Below are 15,201 nucleotides of genomic sequence, written 5' to 3'. Positions count from 1 at the left end.
ACAATATTTCGAAGCGTTAGCGACCGAAATTTTCTGGTTCCGCGCTGAACCTTCTGGATGGGCCCGGTTCAAACGGGAACGGGTAAAGCGGCGATGTTGCCGCCCCGTGTCGAATAAAGGACCTCGGTCCTTTTACATTCAGGAGTTCATGAAATGACGACTCACTCCCGTATTGCTGCGTTCCTATCCACCTCGGCCTTGTGCCTCGGTCTTGCTGCCGCGCCTTCGGCGTTTGCGGCGGGCGCCGATGCCACGTCCAAGACGGGTGAAACCAAGACCCAGGCGCAGCACAAGCATCACAAATCCGACAAGACCTCCGCCAAGCCGGCGGCGGCCAAATCGGGCGGGGCCGCGAAGACGGATCATTCCGGCGCTGCGGCACCAGCGAAGTAAGCACTGAGGGCCTTGCGGCCTGGTAGTTCCTTTGCGCAAACGACTTCCGATTCCCGCGGGGGCCGGAAAGTCGAAAGCCTCTCGGTATGGGCGCCGAGAGGCTTTTTCATGGGCGCGCCGCGGCCAGGGCCGCAGCGCAGAGCGGGCTTATTCCGCCGGGGTGATTACGCGGCCGGTCTCGAAGAACGCCTGCAGGTTTTCCAGCATCAGGTTCTCCATGGCCAAGCGGGTTTCCAGCGTGGCGCTGCCGATGTGCGGCAGCAGCACCGCGCGATGGGTCTTGAGCAGCGCTTCGGGTACCTTGGGCTCGTGTTCGAACACGTCGAGCGCGGCGCAGCCCAGCTTGCCGGCTTCCAGCGCGGCGACCAGCGCGGTCTCGTCGATGACGGGGCCGCGCGCGATGTTGACGATGATGCCCGTGGGGCCCAGCGCTTCCAGCACTTCGCGGTTGACCAGATGGCGCGTGCTGGGTCCGCCGACGGTGGCCACGATGAGGAAGTCCGCCCACTTGGCCAGGTCGGTGAGCGAGGCCTCGTAGCCGTATTCCACGTCATCGCGCTTGCGGCGGTTGTGATAGCGCACATCCATGTCGAAGCCCATGCCGCGGCGGGCGATGGCTTCGCCGATGCGGCCCAGGCCGACGATGCCCAGCTTCTTGCCGCTGACGCGCTGGCCCAGCGGAATGCCGCCGTGCACCTGGCCCCACTGGCCTGCGCGCACGAAGCGCTCGCCCTGGCCCATGTGGCGCGCGCCGGCGATCAATAGGCCCCATGCCAGATCGGCGACGCAATCGGTCAGCACGTCAGGCGTGTTGCTGACCTGCACGCCGCGCTGCTTGGCGGCCTGCACGTCGATGGTCTCGTAGCCCACGCCCCAGCTGCAGATGGCCTTCAGGTCGGGCAGGGCGTTGATGAGTTCGGCGTTGGCGCCATAGGTGGCGGAGGTGACGACGGCGGTGACGCCCTTGCCATGCTCGGCCAGCGCCGCCTTGCGGTCCGGGTACTTCCATAGTTCGACGACGTCGTAGCGGTCGGCGAGCGTCTTGTTGGCGTAGGGGGAACCGGCCAGCGAGCCGACCTGGATGATGCGATGCTTGGTGGTCATGTTGTCGTACAGGTGGGTGGCAAAACGTTGATGCTACTTGATCCGGCCTTGATGCAGGCTGACAGGATGCCCGCCAGGGGCATCCCGCGTCCTGATCGCGGCCTTACTCGAGCTGGATGTTGGCTTTCTGGATGACGTCCTTCCAGCGCTTGACCTCGGCCTGCTGGAACGCCGTGAACTGCTGCGGCGTGTTGGCCACGACCTCGAAGCCCAGGCCCTGCAGGGTCTTTTCGGTCTGGGGATCGCGCAGCGCGGTCTGCAAGGCCTTGGACAGTTGCTGGACGACGGGCGCGGGCGTGCCCTTGGGCACGGCAAAGCCTTGCCAGGAGTACACCACCATGTCCTTGATGCCGGCTTCGGCCAGCGTGGGGACGTCCGGCAGGTCGGCGGCGCGCGCGTCGCCGGTGATGGCCAGCGCCTTGAGCTTGCCGGCCTTGATGTGGGTCTGGACCGCGCCCAGGTTCTGGAACGATACGTTGACCTGCCCGCCGATCAGGTCGGCGATGGCCGCGCCGCCGCCGCGGTAGGGCACGTCCACGCCCGTGCTCTGGGTGCGCTGGCGGAACAGCACGGCGGACAGATGGTCCGAAGAACCCGTGCCCGACGAGGCATAGGACACCTTGCCCGGATTTTTCTTCGCGTACTCGATCAGCTCGGCGACGGTGCTGGCCGGAAACGCGGGCGCGGCCACCAGCACGTTGGGATTGCGCACGGCTTGCGTCAGGTACTCGAAGTCCTTGCTGGGGTTGTATGACAGGTTCTTGTAGAGCGCCTCGTTGATGGCGAAGGTGCCGATGGAGCCGACCATCATGGTGTAGCCGTCGGGCGTGGAGCGGGCCAACGCCTGCGCGCCGATGGCGCTGTTGGCGCCCGGCTTGTTCTCGACCACGAAGGTCTGCCCCAGGATTTTCGTCAGCCCCGGCGTGACCGAGCGCGCGGTGATGTCGGAGGAGCCGCCCGGCACGAAGGGCACGATCATCGTCACGGGTTTGTCGGGATAGCCGGCAGCCTGCGCCGCGGGCATCCCGGGCAGCACGGCGCCTGCGGCGACGGCGGCTGCGACGGCCGCGGCGCTCATCAGTTTGTTCATGGTGTCTCCTGGTTCGCGTGCTGATGAAGAGCCCGCCGCCCACGCGTTGCGGACGGGCCCGGATCGGCTTGAGGTCAGTCGACCTTGGCGCCGGATTTCTTCACGACCTCCGCCCACTTGACGGATTCCTGCGCCATGAACTGTTTGAACTGGGCCGGGGTGTTGCCGGATGGGGTGGCGCCTTGCGCCTGCAGCTGCGCGCGCACGGATTCCAGCTTGAGGGCGGCGGCCACGTCGCGCTGGATCTTGTCGACCACAGCCTGCGGCGTGCCGGCCGGCGCCAGCAGGCCGAACCAGCTGGATGCCTCATAGCCTTGCACGCCGGCCTCCGCCATGGTGGGGACGTCGGGCAGGGCGGGCGAGCGCTGGGCAGTCGTGACGGCCAGCGGGCGCAGCTTGGCGCTCTTGAGGAACCCCATGGAGGACGGCAGGTTGTCGAAGATCAGGTCGGCGGAACCGGCCATCACGTCGGTCAGCGCGGGGCTGCTGCCCTTGTAGGGCACGTGGGTCATGCGCGTGCCCGTCATGTTCTGGAACAGCTCTCCCGACAGGTGCGTGGAAGTGCCGTTGCCGGTGGACGCCATGTTGACGCTGCCCGGGTTGGCCTTCAGGTACTTGATCAGGTCGGCCACCGTGCGGATGCCGTGTTTGTCGGCAAACGCGGGGTTGAGCTCCAGGATGTTGGGCACGGGGATCACCAGCGTCACCGGCACAAAGTCCTTGACCGGGTCATAGGGCAGCTTGGCATAGACCGACTGGTTGATCGCGTGCGTGCTGACGGTGCCCATCAGCAGCGTGTAGCCGTCCGGCGCGGCCCGCGCGGCCTCGGCCGTGCCGACGTTGCCGCCCGCGCCTGCCTTGTTGTCCACCACCACGGCCTTGTTCCAGGTCTTGCCGAGTTCGGCGGCGACGATGCGGGCCGCGATGTCGGTGGTGCCGCCGGCCGGGAAGGGCACGATGATCTTGACGTCCCGTTCGGGGTAGTCTGCCCGCGCCGGCGCGGCCGGCGACAGGAAGGCGGCCGCCGCCAGGGCGGCGGTGCAAAGAACGGCCAAGGCGGACCGGCCTCGCGCAGGGGCTGCATGCATGGAATTCGTCTCCTCGGTGTGCGCGTGGCCGCGCATCGTTTCTGGGGGTATTCCGCCCCTGGCATGGCCCGAGGCTTTGAAGCCGCATGGCGCCCCGCGGCGCCCTGCGTTTTGCTGCCTGACTACTTGTAAAACAAATATATGTATTGAGCTTGTGCTTGTCAACCAAGTATACTTTTTCGAACCCACACACCCGATAGCAGGATCAGCCAGGAGCCCCGCCCATGAAAACCTCCCCGGTCACCGCGCAGGACTTGCAGCGTTCGGTCATCGCCGTGCCGCCGCTGGCGCGCCACGACGATCTTTCCCTGAACGAGGCGGCCAACAAGGCCCTGCTCGGCCATCTGGAAGCGGGCGGCGTGCGCAACGTGATGTATGGCGGCAACGCCAACTTCTACAACGTGGGCGTGGGCGAATACGCGCGCATCGTCGATATGCTGGCCGGGCTGGCAGGCGCGGATACGTGGATCCTGCCTTCCGTGGGGCCCGACTACGGCAAGATGATGGACCAGGCGGCGATCCTGCGTACGCGCGCGTTTCCCACGGCCATGCTGCTGCCCATGTCCTTTCCCTATACGGACGCGGGCCTGGCAGAAGGCGTGCGCCGCTTCACGGACGCGCTGGGCAAGCCTGCGGTGATCTACATCAAGTCGTCCGGCTACCTGGCGCCGGAAAGCGCCGCGCGCCTGATCGAAGAGGGCCGCATCGTGGCGTTCAAGTACGCCGTCGTGCGCGACGATCCGTCGCAGGACGCCTATCTGTCGTCGCTGCTGCAGGCGGTGGATGCGCGCTGGATCGTCAGCGGCATCGGCGAACGCCCGGCCATCGTGCACTACCGCGATTTCGGCCTGAAGAGCTTCACCTCCGGCTCGGTCTGCGTGGCGCCGCGCGGCTCGATGCGCCTGTTGTATCTGCTGCGCGACGGCCGCTATGACGAAGCCGAGGCCGTGCGTCAGCAGTACCTGGGCCTGGAAGACTGCCGCGACAGCATCAGCCCCATCCGCGTGCTGCACGATGCCGTGACCCTGTCGGGCGTGGCGGACATGGGGCCGATGCTGCCCCTGCTGACCGGCATCTCCGCCGCCGAGCGCGAGCGCGTGGCGCCGGTGGCGCGCGCCCTGGCGGCCTGGGACCGGGAGGCGGCCGCCGCGTGAGCGCACTGGCGCCGCGCATTGACGGTACGATGAGCGCTGTCCCGCCATCGCGGGCAGCGCCATAGCATCGAGGAGGTTTCGTGGCCCGACCCAAAGCAACACCCGCGCCCGCGCCGCAGGCGCCCGCCGAACACGATGCCGCGGGCGCGCTGGTGCTCGAACGCGGGCACCGGGTGCGGCTGGCGGATCAGCTGTACGGCCAGATCTTCGAGCAGATCGTCTCCGGCGGGCTGAACGTGGGCGACAAGCTGCCATCCGAGAACGAAATCTCCGAACGCTTCGGCGTCTCGCGTCCGGTGGTGCGCGAAGCGCTGCTGCGCCTGCGCGCCGACGGCCTGATCACCGCGCACCAGGGGCTGGGCACCTTTGTCAGCCATGCGCCCGCGCCGCGCCTGAAGACCTTCAACGACGTGCAGAACGTCAGCGCTTACCTGCGCGCCCAGGAGGTCCGGGTGGCGCTGGAGGGCGACGCCGCGCGCCTGGCGGCGCTGCGCCGCACCGATGAGCAGCTCAGGAAGATCGCGGACGCGCACGCGGCCTTCGCCGACAGCCTGGCGCGCGGCCAGGTGTCGGCCGAGGCCGACCTGGCCTTCCATGCCAGCATCGCCGAAGCCAGCGGCAACGACTTCTATCTGGGCGTGCTGGAAAGCATCCACGAATCCATCAGCGGCTTCATGCGGCTCACCTTGAACCTGACCCGCACCGGCTCGCGCCAGCGTGCGCAGCGCGTGGTGGACGAGCATGCCGCGATCCTGGACGCCATTCGCGAACAGGACAGCGAGCGCGCCCGCGTCGCCATGCAGTTCCATCTGGGCCAGGCGCGGCACCGGCTGGTGGACCGCGAGCGCGATTGATCCCTTCCGTCTGCCCGCTGCGATCGAATCAAAACTACAGGAGACCAGAGTGCAAGGGAATATCGCGGTGCAAGCGCCGGTGGAGCAGGTCCGCGAGCAGATCCTGCAGGTGCTGATGGCCTGGGGCATGGCGCAGGACCTGGCGCACGTCACTGCGGGCCTGATGGCGCGCACCGACCTGCTGGGCATCGATTCGCACGGCATCTCCATGCTGCCGGCATACGAGGACAAGCTGCGCGCCGGCACCCTGCGGCTGGACGCCAGGCCGCGCATCCTGCGCGACGGCGGCGCCAGCGCGCTGATCGACGGCATGGGCGGCCTGGGCTATCCGGTGGCGGCGCAGGCCATGAACCTGGCGGTGGACAAGGCTTTGGAGCACGGCGTGGGCGCCGTGTCGGTCTGCAATTCGCATCACTTCGGCGCGGCCGGGGTCTATGCGCGCATCGCGGTCGAGCGCGGCGTGGTCGGACTGGTGACCAGCAGCGCCAACGGCGTCATCATGGTGCCCACGCGCGGCGCCATGCCCATGCTGGGCACCAACCCCATCGCCTTCGGCGCGCCGGCGGCCTACAACGAACCCTTTCTGCTGGACATGGCGACCACCACCGTCGCCGCCAACAAGGTCAAGGTCTACGACTTCCTCGACCAGCCGCTGCCGCCGGGCTGGGCGGTGGACGGGCAGGGCGGCGCGGTCACCGATGCGGCGGCCGCCATGCAATTCATCTTCAAGCATCCCGAGGGCGGCCTGACGCCGCTGGGCGGCACTGCCGCCATGAGCAGCCACAAGGGCTACGGCCTGGCGATGATGGCGCAGATCCTGGGCGGCACGCTCAGCGGCAGCGCCTTCGCCGCGCGCCGCGCCCCGACCCGCCGTCCCGGCGAACCCGACGACGTGGGCCATTTCTTCCTGGCCCTGAACCCCGACGCCTTTCGCGCGGCGGGCTCGTTCGAGTCCGACATGGACGACATGATCGACGCCATGCACGATACGCCGCCCGCCCATCCCGACGAGCCGGTGCTGGTGGCGGGCGAGCCCGAGGCCGCCGAGCGCGCGCGCCGGCTGCGCGAGGGCATCCCCATCCCTGTCGCGCTGGCCGAACGCCTGCGCGCCATCTGCGAGCGCGCCGGCACGCCCTATCTGCTGGACGCGGCGTGATCCCGTTTTCCCTATAAACCCTTGCCCAAGAGCACAGGAACAGAGACATGAGCAATTCAACCAAGCGCAAGAAACCCGAAGAACTGCGCAGCCACCGCTGGTACGGCGTGCGCGACCTGCGCTCGTTCGGCCACCGTTCGCGCACCGCGCAGATGGGCTATCACCGCTCGGACTACGCCGGCAAGCCGGTGATCGCCATCATCAATACCTGGAGCGACATCAACCCCTGTCACAGCCATTTCAAGCAGCGCGTGGAAGAGGTCAAGCGCGGCATCTGGCAGGCGGGCGGCTTCCCGGTGGAAATGCCCGCCATGAGCCTGTCGGAACCCTTCCAGAAGCCGACCACCATGCTCTACCGCAACCTGCTGGCGATGGAGACCGAAGAGCTGCTGCGCTCCTACCCCGCGGACGGCTGCGTGTTGATGGGCGGCTGCGACAAGACCACGCCCGCGCTGCTGATGGGCGCGGTGTCCATGGACCTGCCCACCATCTTCATGCCGGCCGGCCCCATGCTGCGCGGCAACTGGAACGGCAACACCCTGGGCTCGGGCTCGGACACCTGGAAGTACTGGGCCGAGCTGCGCGCCGGCAACATCACCGAGGAAGACTGGCAAGGCGTGGAGGACGGCATCGCCCGCTCGCCCGGCCACTGCATGACCATGGGCACGGCGTCCACCATGACGGGCGCGGTCGAAGCGCTGGGCCTGTGCCTGTCGGGCGCCTCGTCGATCCCGGCGCCGGACTCGCGCCACGCGCAGATGGCCAGCCTGACCGGCAAGCGCATCGTGGAGATGGTGTGGGAAGACCTGAAGCCGTCGGACCTGCTGACCGCCGCGTCTTTCGACAACGCCGTGCGCACGGTGCTGGCGCTGTCCGGCTCGACCAATTCGGTGGTGCACCTGATCGCCATGGCGCGCCGCAGCGGCTTCGGGCTGGACCTGGACCGCTTCGATCACCTGGCGCGCACCACGCCGGTACTGGCCAATCTGCGGCCGGCCGGCAAGTACCTGATGGAAGACTTCTATTACGCGGGCGGCCTGCGCGCCATGCTGGTGCAGCTGGGCGACCTGCTGGACACGACCCAGCGCACCGTCGACGGCCGCACGCTGGGCGAGAACATCGCGGGCGCGCGCATCTTCAATGAAGACGTGATCCGGCCGCGCGCGCAGGCGCTGATCGAGCGCGACGGGCTGGCGGTGCTGCGCGGCAATCTGGCGCCCGACGGCGCGGTGATCAAGCCGCCCGCGATGGAGGCGCATCTGCAGGTGCACACGGGCCGGGCGGTGGTCTTCAAGGACTACAACGACATGGCCGCGCGCATCGACGACCCCGATCTGGACGTGGACGCCGACAGCGTCATCGTGCTGCAGAACGCGGGGCCGCAGGGCGCGCCCGGCATGCCGGAATGGGGCCAGTTGCCGATTCCGCAGAAGCTCCTGAAGCAGGGCGTGCGCGACATGGTGCGCATCTCGGACGCGCGCATGAGCGGCACCAGTTACGGCGCCTGTGTGCTGCACGTGGCGCCCGAAGCCTATGTGGGCGGCCCGCTGGCGCTGGTGCAGGACGGCGACCGCATCACGCTGGACGTGCCGGCGCGGCGCCTGGAGCTGCTGGTGTCCGACGAGGAGCTGGCCGCGCGCCGCGCCGCCTGGCAGGCGCCGCCGCCGCGTTTCGAGCGCGGCTACGGCGTGCTGTACCTCAAGCACATCGGCCAGGCCGACACGGGCTGCGATTTCGATTTTCTTCAGACTGAAACGCGCGCTCCGGCCGCGGGCGAGCCTGAAATCCACTGACCCGGACACCGGGCGCACATACTAAAAAACCCACAGAGGAGACAACCATGCAACAGAAGAAACCGGCGGCGCGCGCACGCTTGGCCATCCTGGCGGCCGCGGGGGCGCTGGCCGTGCTGCCAGGCATGCTGATGGCGCAGGGCGCGGACTGGCCCGCCAAGCAAATCAAGCTGGTGGTGCCGTTTCCGGCGGGCGGCAGCACCGATTCGGTGGGCCGCCTGCTGGCGGCCGAGCTGTCCAAGGAACTGGGCCAGACCGTGGTGGTGGAGAACAAGGGCGGCGCCAATGGCAATATCGGCTCCGACATGGTGGCCAAGGCCGAGCCTGACGGCTACACCCTGCTGCTGTCGGGCGTGGGCTCCAACGCCATCAGCTATGCGGTCTACCAGAACATGCCTTACCGCGACAGCGACTTCGCGCACATCTCGCTGCTGGCGACCGGGCCCAATGTGCTGGTCGCCAACAACGACTTTCCGGGCAAGACCTTCGCCGAGTTCATCAAGCTGGCGCGCGAGAACCCGGGCAAGTACACGCATGCGAGTTCGGGCAGCGGCTCGTCGGGCCATCTGGCCATGGAGATGCTGAAGCAGGACGCCAAGATCGATCTGGTGCACGTGCCTTACAAGGGCGGCGCTGCCGCCATCACCGACATGATCGGGGGCCGCGTGCAGGTCATGTTCCTGAATCAGGACACGCTGCTGCCGCAGGTCACTTCGGGCAAGCTGCGCGCATTGGCCGTGGCCAGCGCCAAGCGCAATCCCGCCTATCCCGATACGCCGACGGTGGCGGAATCGGGCTATCCGGGTTTTTCGGCCGAGTCCTGGTTTGGCTTGTCGGCGCCGGCGAAGACGCCGCCCGCCGTGATCCAGCGCCTGAACCAGGCGACGGTGAAGGCGCTGTCTTCGCCCGAGATCCGGCAGAAGCTGGAGAGCGTGGGGTTCGTGGTGGTGGCCGACGACCCGAAGTCGTTCTCGGCGTTCGTGGATAACGAGATCGCGAAGTGGGGCAAGGCGGCCAAGGCCTCGGGCGCAAAAATGGATTGAATGCGTGGATTGAATGCGCGGCCGGGCTTGCGGGCCCGGCCTGACCTGTTTTTTTGATGAAGTGAAGACGGCAATGAACTCACCCTTACCCAACCGTTTCCGGCAACGCATCCTGGCGCGCGAACGGCTCATCGGATTCTGGATGTGCATGTCCAGCCACATCACGGCCGAGCTCGTGGGGCTGGCCAATTTCGACTGGCTGCTGCTGGACGGCGAGCACTCGCCCAACGAGGTGCCGATGTTCCTGCAGCAGCTGCAGGCCCTGCAGGGCAGCGCCAGCGCTGCCGTGGGCCGGCCGTCGTGGAACGACCCGGTGGAGATCAAGCGGCTGCTGGATATCGGCTTCTACAACCTGTTGATTCCGTTCATCGAATCCGAAGAGGACGCGCGCCGGGCCGTGGCCGCCACGCGCTATCCGCCGCAGGGCATGCGCGGCGTGGCGGGCGCCCAGCGCAGCAACCGTTATGGCACGGTGCCGGACTACCTGCGCACCATCAACGACAACATCTGCGTACTGCTGCAGATAGAAAGCCGCCCGGGCATCGATGCCGTGGACGAGATTGCCTCCGTGGAGGGCGTGGACGGCGTGTTCATCGGACCGTCCGACCTGGCCGCGGCGCTGGGCCATATCGGCAATCCCGGCCATCCCGAAGTCCAGGAGGCCATCCGCCATCTGTACCAGCGGGTGTCGGCCCAGGGCAAGGCCGTGGGCATCCTGGCGCCGGTGCATGCGGATGCGCGGCGCTACCTGGACATGGGCATGCACTTCGTGGCGGTGGGCACCGACCTGGGCGTGTTCAAGCAGGCGACCTTCGCCTTGCGCGAGGCGTTCCCGACCTGACGAGGCTCAGGCCTCTTCCAGCGCCAGCAGCTCGCCTATCGTCTGGCGGCGGCGGATCAGCCGCGCCGCGCCGTTGTCCAGCAGCACTTCCGGCGCCAGCGGGCGGCTGTTGTAGTTCGAGGACATCGACGAGCCATAGGCGCCCGCGTCGTGGAACACCAGGAAATCGCCGATGCGCGGCTGCGGCAGCAACTGGTCCGACACCACGCCGCCGGCGTCCTGGGTGAACACGTCGCCCGATTCGCACAGCGGGCCGGCCACGGCGATGCGGGTCTCGGCCGCGCCTTGCGGCCGGCTGCCGTCGGGCGCGTGCACCGAAATCTGGTGATAGCTGCCGTACATGGCCGGACGCATCAGGTCGTTGAAGCCGGCGTCGACCAGCACGAAATCGCGCTCCGGACGGCGGTTGATCGAATGCACCTCCGACACCAGCGCGCCGGCCTCGGCGACCAGGAAGCGGCCCGGCTCGATTTCCAGGCGGATCTCATGGCCCAGGCGCTCGGCGATGCGGCGGCGCGCCGCGTCCCATTGTTCAAAGTAGTGGTCGCAGTCGATGCGGGCATCGCCTTCGCGGTACGGGATGGACAGGCCGCCGCCCGCGGAAATGGCTTCGATGTCGTGGTCCAGCGAGGCGACCACGTCGACCATGGCGTCGCACACGCTGGACAGGTGGGCGTAGTCCACGCCCGAGCCGATATGCATGTGGATGCCGACCAGCTTCAGGCCGTGGCGGCGCACGATGGCCATGGCTGCGGCCACGTCGCCGATCCAGATGCCGTGCTTGCTCTGCGGGCCGCCGGTGTTGGTCTTGTTGCTATGGCCGTGGCCGAAGCCCGGGTTGATGCGCAGCCAGACGCGATGGCCGGGCGAGGCCTGGCCGACGCGGGCCAGCATGTCCAGGGAACCGGCGTTGACGGTGATGCCGTGCTTGAGCACGGCGGCCAGCGTGGCGTGGTCGATCAGGTCCGCGGTGAAGACGATGCCTTCCGGCTCCCCCTGGGGCTGGAAGCCGGCGGCCAGGCTGCGCTCGATCTCGCCCAGCGAGACGGCGTCCACCACGGCGCCCTCGGCGCGCATCAGGCGCAGGATGTGCAGGTTGGAGCAGGCCTTCTGCGCATAGCGGATGGTGTCGAAGCGGCGCAGTTGCGCGATGCGTTCACGGATGACGGCGGCGTCGTACACCCAAAGCGGCGTGCCGTGCTCGGCGGCGAGTTGGGTGAGTTGGCGCGGATCGAAGGCCATGGCGGGCGAAACCTTGTTGGTGGAAGTGAAAACAAGGCGGCATGATGCCCGGCTTTGGTCATCCAGTAAAATGCTTAAATTTCCTTGATCGATTCATTTTTGATATGGGTAGGCGATGCTTACGCACCGGCAAATCGAAGTCTTCCGCGCGGTCATGATCGCCGGCAGCGTGACCAAGGCGGCCGAACTGCTGGGGTCGTCCCAGCCGACCGTCAGCCGCGAGCTGGCGCGCCTGGAGCAGGGCATAGGCTTCACGCTGTTCGACCGCGTGGCGGGGCGGCTGCGGCCCACCATGCCGGGCCTGGCGCTGTTCGACGAGGTCCGTCAGTCCTACGCGGGCCTGGAGCGGGTGGCCTCGGCTGCCGCCCGCCTGCGGGCCTACCAGGGCGGGCAGTTGTCGGTGATCGCTTTGCCGGTCTTTTCCCATTCCATCCTGCCGGATGCATTCCGGCGCTTCCACGAACGCCATCCCGGGGTGAGCCTGATGCTGGAAACGCAGGAATCGCCCTTCCTGGAGGAATGGCTGAGCGCCCAGCGCTACGACCTGGGCCTGACCGAACACGATGCGGCGCCGGCCGGCACGCGCGTGGAGCTGTTGCTGGAAGTGGACGAGGTCTGCGTGCTGCCCGATGCTCATGCGCTCCTGGGCAGGCAGCGCATAGAGCTGGCGGATTTCGAAGGGCAGGCGTTCGTCAGCCTGTCTTCCAGCGATCCCTACCGCATCCAGATCGACGAGGCCTTTGCCGAAGCCGGCGTGCTGCGGCGGTCCATCGTCGAGACGACGACCGCCGTGTCCGTGTGCACCTTCGTGCGGCAGGGCTTGGGCCTGGCCATCGTGAATCCGCTGACCGCGCTGGACTTTGCCGGCCGGGGCCTGCATATCCGTCCCTTGGCGCGCTCGTTTCCGTTCCGGGTCAGCGTGGTGTTTCCTGAGCATCGGCCAGGCAATCCGCTGGTGGGCGGGCTGATGGCGTCATTGCGCGAGGCGGCAGCGGCAGCCCGGAGCCGCCTGGCGTCAGGCCTGGATCAGGAAATACCGCGCAGTCGTCGCTCTGCCGCCAACCGGTAGGCCAGCAGGCGCGCCTTCAGCAGCGGGTCGCCCACGAACTCGATGCCTGCAGGCAGGATGGATGGGTCGAACACCAGGGTGCGTTGCGCGTCCTGATCTGGCGCAAGGCGTTCCAGCATCAGGTATCCCAGGAGCATCGAGCCGCCGTGTTCGGGCCAGCCAGCGGACGGGTCGTTCGTCGCGCCTTCTTCCGGCGCCGGGGTGAACGCCAGTTCCAGCGCCACCGGGCCCGCCTCCATTGCGTGGCGCAAGGCCTCGTCCATGCAGTTCCGACCGTTCAGGGCCTTGTGAGCGCCATCGGCGTTCCTGCCCCGGATCGTCAGCCTGCCAGTTCGCGTCCCGCCATCCGCGGCGGTCAGGCGGTAGGAATGAAGCATGTGGTAGCTGCGGGAGGCGTAGCCCGTGGGCAGGGTGTCTTGCTGCAGTCGGCCGAAGCGTTGCGCCGGCGCATTGGCCGCCAGGTGGGCTTGCAGCGATTCAGGGGCCGTGTGCTGCGTGTTCAAGGCCTGTATGAATGCAAGAAACGTCTGCGGGTCTTGCGCGGGGAAGCCTTCGATCGAGTGGCCGACCAGCACCAACTGGGAATCCTGCCCGATACGCACGGCCAGGCCGCGCGGTTCGGCTTGCGGACTGTCCTGGCGGATCCGCGGGTCGGGGCCGGAGTCTGAGAACCGGACGAGGAGCGGCTGCTCCGCGTCGTTGAACATGGGCGAAGCGCAGAATTGCGCTGCCCGGGGCACGCCAAGGAATCTGCCTTCAACAAGCAGTCCGCGCGCGTGATTGACGCGGCAGCCTGGCGAGACCTCCGCGCCCGCATGGAGCGCGTCGATCAGCTTTGCGGCGGTGGAATCCGGCATGGTTGCCTCCTTTCTTCTAATGGATGTTCCGGTTCGTCGGCATTACCCGAGGCCGGATTTGAGTGCGATGTGCTTGTACTCGATGAAGTCTTCCAGCGCGGCCACGCCGTTCAGGCGTCCCAGTCCGGACTGTTTGAAGCCGCCTTCCTCGGTGCCGTCGTAGACCTTGGCCCAGTCGTTGATCCATACCGAACCCGCGTCGATGGCTTGCGCGACGCGCAGCGACCGCTCTACGTCGCGGGTCCAGACGCTGGCGGCCAGGCCGTACTCGCTGTCGTTGGCCAGGCGTATGGCTTCGGCCTCATTGGCAAAGCGCTGGATCGTCAGCACCGGGCCGAAGGTTTCTTGCTGGACGATGGCCAGGCTGTTGTCGGTCACTTCCAGCAGGGTGGGGCGGTAGAAGGCGCCGCTGGCCAGCGGGCCGCTGTTCACCGGCCCGCCGCGTTCGACCGCCGTGGCGCCCGCTGCGATCGCAAGGACGACCGCATGGTCGACGCGTTCGACGCTGGCGCGGTCGATCAGCGGACCCATATCGCTGTCCGGATCGGCAGCCGGGCCGACCTTGACCTGGCGCAGCCGGCAGGCGAGTCCGTCGCGGACCGCGGCGTAGATGCCGTCCTGAACCAGCAAGCGGGAGCCGGTCATGCAGAACTGGCCGCTGAAGACAGTCAATGCCTTTTCAAGCACGGGCAACGCCGCGTCCACGTCCGCGTCATCGAACAGGATCATGGGAGTCTTGCCGCCGAGTTCCATGCCGAAGCGCTTCAAGTGCCTGGCGCCGGCGCCGCTGATCGCGCGGCCGGTGCGGGTGGAGCCGGTGAAGCTGATGACGGGAACCTCGGGCGAGTCCACGAGATAGGCGGAGCCTTCGGGTCCGCTTTCGAAGAACAGATTGACCACGCCGTCCGGCAGATCCTCAGCTTCGGCCATGATTTCTGCCATGAAGCTGGCCGTCTGCGCCACTTGGCCGGGCAGCTTGACGACCGCCGTGCATCCCGCCGCCAGGGCCGGCGCCAGCGACCGTATCGTCAGCACCGCCGGCGAATTCCAGGGCGCGATCACGGCCGCCACGCCCATGGGTTGGCGCAGGACCATGGAGATGCTGCCAGGCCTGGGCGTCAGCGCCCGGCCGCTTTCGAGCAGGGCGGCGGCGGCCGCGTAGCGCAGCTTGCTTGGAATCATGTCGAGTTCGAAGCCGGCTTCGCCCTTGATCTTGCCGTTTTCGAGCGAAAGGATATCCAGCAGCCGGTCGCGGTTGCGCTCGAAGGCGCGCGCCAGTTGCTCCAGGACGCGGGCGCGCAGTTCGTGGTCATGCGCCCACGGCGTCGTGCGGAAGGCGCGCACGGCGGCCGCGACGGCCGAACTTGCCGCTTGCAGGCCATTGTCGGGGTAGTGGCCGATGATGTTGTAGGTGGCAGGGTCGATCGATTCCCTCAAGGCGCCTTCGGAGAGCTGGACGCCTCCGATCCAGTTGTAGGCCTTGCGGGACCAGGCGGTGTTTGCGGCATCGTTCATGG

General features: G+C 67.6%; 14 protein-coding genes. 8 read left to right on the top strand and 6 right to left on the bottom strand.

Annotation, left to right across the window (positions count from 1 at the left end):
- Positions 1–153 precede the first annotated feature (153 nt).
- Positions 154–393, top strand: a complete 240-nt coding sequence (locus NGK62_RS29675) for a hypothetical protein (RefSeq protein WP_054452411.1) — start codon at positions 154–156, stop codon at positions 391–393.
- A gap of 147 nt (positions 394–540) precedes the next feature.
- Here the strand turns inward: NGK62_RS29675 and NGK62_RS29670 are convergent, their stop codons facing one another.
- The 3 genes from NGK62_RS29670 to NGK62_RS29660 all read right to left on the bottom strand — a co-directional run bounded on the left by NGK62_RS29670 (position 541) and on the right by NGK62_RS29660 (position 3,675).
- Positions 541–1,497 carry a 2-hydroxyacid dehydrogenase gene (locus NGK62_RS29670; RefSeq protein WP_251881682.1) on the bottom strand — a complete coding sequence of 319 codons (957 nt, stop codon included), beginning with the start codon at positions 1,495–1,497 and terminating at the stop codon, positions 541–543.
- A gap of 103 nt (positions 1,498–1,600) precedes the next feature.
- Positions 1,601–2,587 carry a Bug family tripartite tricarboxylate transporter substrate binding protein gene (locus NGK62_RS29665; protein ID WP_059379900.1) on the bottom strand — a complete coding sequence of 329 codons (987 nt, stop codon included), beginning with the start codon at positions 2,585–2,587 and terminating at the stop codon, positions 1,601–1,603.
- 74 nt (positions 2,588–2,661) lie between these two features.
- A complete protein-coding gene (locus NGK62_RS29660) occupies positions 2,662–3,675 on the bottom strand; it encodes a Bug family tripartite tricarboxylate transporter substrate binding protein (protein ID WP_059379979.1) in 1,014 nt (337 codons plus the stop codon).
- Between the two features lie 224 nt (positions 3,676–3,899).
- Between NGK62_RS29660 and NGK62_RS29655 the strand changes: the two genes are divergently transcribed.
- The 6 genes from NGK62_RS29655 (at position 3,900) to garL (ending at position 10,516) form a co-directional block, all read left to right on the top strand.
- Positions 3,900–4,829, top strand: coding sequence for a dihydrodipicolinate synthase family protein (locus NGK62_RS29655; protein ID WP_251881680.1), 930 nt, complete (start codon positions 3,900–3,902; stop codon positions 4,827–4,829).
- A gap of 80 nt (positions 4,830–4,909) precedes the next feature.
- Positions 4,910–5,683: a FadR/GntR family transcriptional regulator gene (locus tag NGK62_RS29650; protein WP_118932816.1), complete on the top strand. Its 774-nt coding sequence runs from the start codon at positions 4,910–4,912 to the stop codon at positions 5,681–5,683.
- 49 nt (positions 5,684–5,732) lie between these two features.
- A complete protein-coding gene (locus tag NGK62_RS29645) occupies positions 5,733–6,839 on the top strand; it encodes an Ldh family oxidoreductase (RefSeq protein ID WP_280015050.1) in 1,107 nt (368 codons plus the stop codon).
- Between the two features lie 47 nt (positions 6,840–6,886).
- Positions 6,887–8,632, top strand: a complete 1,746-nt coding sequence (gene araD / locus NGK62_RS29640; RefSeq protein WP_118932818.1) for an L-arabinonate dehydratase — start codon at positions 6,887–6,889, stop codon at positions 8,630–8,632.
- Positions 8,633–8,679: 47 nt separating this feature from the next.
- A complete protein-coding gene (locus tag NGK62_RS29635) occupies positions 8,680–9,675 on the top strand; it encodes a Bug family tripartite tricarboxylate transporter substrate binding protein (protein ID WP_118932819.1) in 996 nt (331 codons plus the stop codon).
- A 73-nt stretch (positions 9,676–9,748) separates the two neighbouring features.
- Positions 9,749–10,516 carry a 2-dehydro-3-deoxyglucarate aldolase gene (garL, locus tag NGK62_RS29630; RefSeq protein ID WP_251881678.1) on the top strand — a complete coding sequence of 256 codons (768 nt, stop codon included), beginning with the start codon at positions 9,749–9,751 and terminating at the stop codon, positions 10,514–10,516.
- Between the two features lie 6 nt (positions 10,517–10,522).
- Here garL and lysA read toward each other — a convergent pair whose 3' ends face one another.
- The gene (gene lysA, locus NGK62_RS29625; RefSeq protein WP_059379896.1) at positions 10,523–11,758 is read right to left on the bottom strand and encodes a diaminopimelate decarboxylase; all 1,236 of its coding nucleotides are present in this window, start codon (positions 11,756–11,758) and stop codon (positions 10,523–10,525) included.
- Between the two features lie 115 nt (positions 11,759–11,873).
- Between lysA and NGK62_RS29620 the strand changes: the two genes are divergently transcribed.
- On the top strand, positions 11,874–12,827 hold the full coding sequence (locus NGK62_RS29620; RefSeq protein WP_118932820.1) for a LysR family transcriptional regulator: 954 nt from the start codon (positions 11,874–11,876) through the stop codon (positions 12,825–12,827).
- Here NGK62_RS29620 and NGK62_RS29615 read toward each other — a convergent pair.
- Positions 12,785–13,684, bottom strand: a complete 900-nt coding sequence (locus NGK62_RS29615) for a catalase (protein WP_251881676.1) — start codon at positions 13,682–13,684, stop codon at positions 12,785–12,787. The genes NGK62_RS29620 and NGK62_RS29615 overlap by 43 nt on opposite strands.
- Positions 13,685–13,726: 42 nt before the next feature.
- Positions 13,727–15,199: an aldehyde dehydrogenase family protein gene (locus tag NGK62_RS29610; RefSeq protein ID WP_251881674.1), complete on the bottom strand. Its 1,473-nt coding sequence runs from the start codon at positions 15,197–15,199 to the stop codon at positions 13,727–13,729.
- Between the last annotated feature and the right edge of the window lie 2 nt (positions 15,200–15,201).

It is taken from the genome of Achromobacter sp. Marseille-Q4954 (genome assembly GCF_943737025.1).
Taxonomy (GTDB): Bacteria; Pseudomonadota; Gammaproteobacteria; order Burkholderiales; family Burkholderiaceae_B; genus Achromobacter; species Achromobacter bronchisepticus_A.
The sequence above is the reverse complement of the archived record's forward strand: the minus strand, read 5'-3'. Positions and strand labels throughout refer to the sequence as shown.

Bases quoted from the DNA above. Each gene is read 5' to 3' on its own strand.
- NGK62_RS29675 (WP_054452411.1), top strand. From the start codon at position 154: ATGACGACTCACTCCCGTATTGCTGCGTTCCTATCCACCTCGGCCTTG.
- NGK62_RS29670 (WP_251881682.1), bottom strand. From the start codon at position 1,497: ATGACCACCAAGCATCGCATCATCCAGGTCGGCTCGCTGGCCGGTTCC.
- NGK62_RS29665 (WP_059379900.1), bottom strand. From the start codon at position 2,587: ATGAACAAACTGATGAGCGCCGCGGCCGTCGCAGCCGCCGTCGCCGCA.
- NGK62_RS29660 (WP_059379979.1), bottom strand. From the start codon at position 3,675: ATGCATGCAGCCCCTGCGCGAGGCCGGTCCGCCTTGGCCGTTCTTTGC.
- NGK62_RS29655 (WP_251881680.1), top strand. From the start codon at position 3,900: ATGAAAACCTCCCCGGTCACCGCGCAGGACTTGCAGCGTTCGGTCATC.
- araD (WP_118932818.1), top strand. From the start codon at position 6,887: ATGAGCAATTCAACCAAGCGCAAGAAACCCGAAGAACTGCGCAGCCAC.
- NGK62_RS29635 (WP_118932819.1), top strand. From the start codon at position 8,680: ATGCAACAGAAGAAACCGGCGGCGCGCGCACGCTTGGCCATCCTGGCG.
- garL (WP_251881678.1), top strand. From the start codon at position 9,749: ATGAACTCACCCTTACCCAACCGTTTCCGGCAACGCATCCTGGCGCGC.
- lysA (WP_059379896.1), bottom strand. From the start codon at position 11,758: ATGGCCTTCGATCCGCGCCAACTCACCCAACTCGCCGCCGAGCACGGC.
- NGK62_RS29620 (WP_118932820.1), top strand. From the start codon at position 11,874: ATGCTTACGCACCGGCAAATCGAAGTCTTCCGCGCGGTCATGATCGCC.
- NGK62_RS29615 (WP_251881676.1), bottom strand. From the start codon at position 13,684: ATGCCGGATTCCACCGCCGCAAAGCTGATCGACGCGCTCCATGCGGGC.
- NGK62_RS29610 (WP_251881674.1), bottom strand. From the start codon at position 15,199: ATGAACGATGCCGCAAACACCGCCTGGTCCCGCAAGGCCTACAACTGG.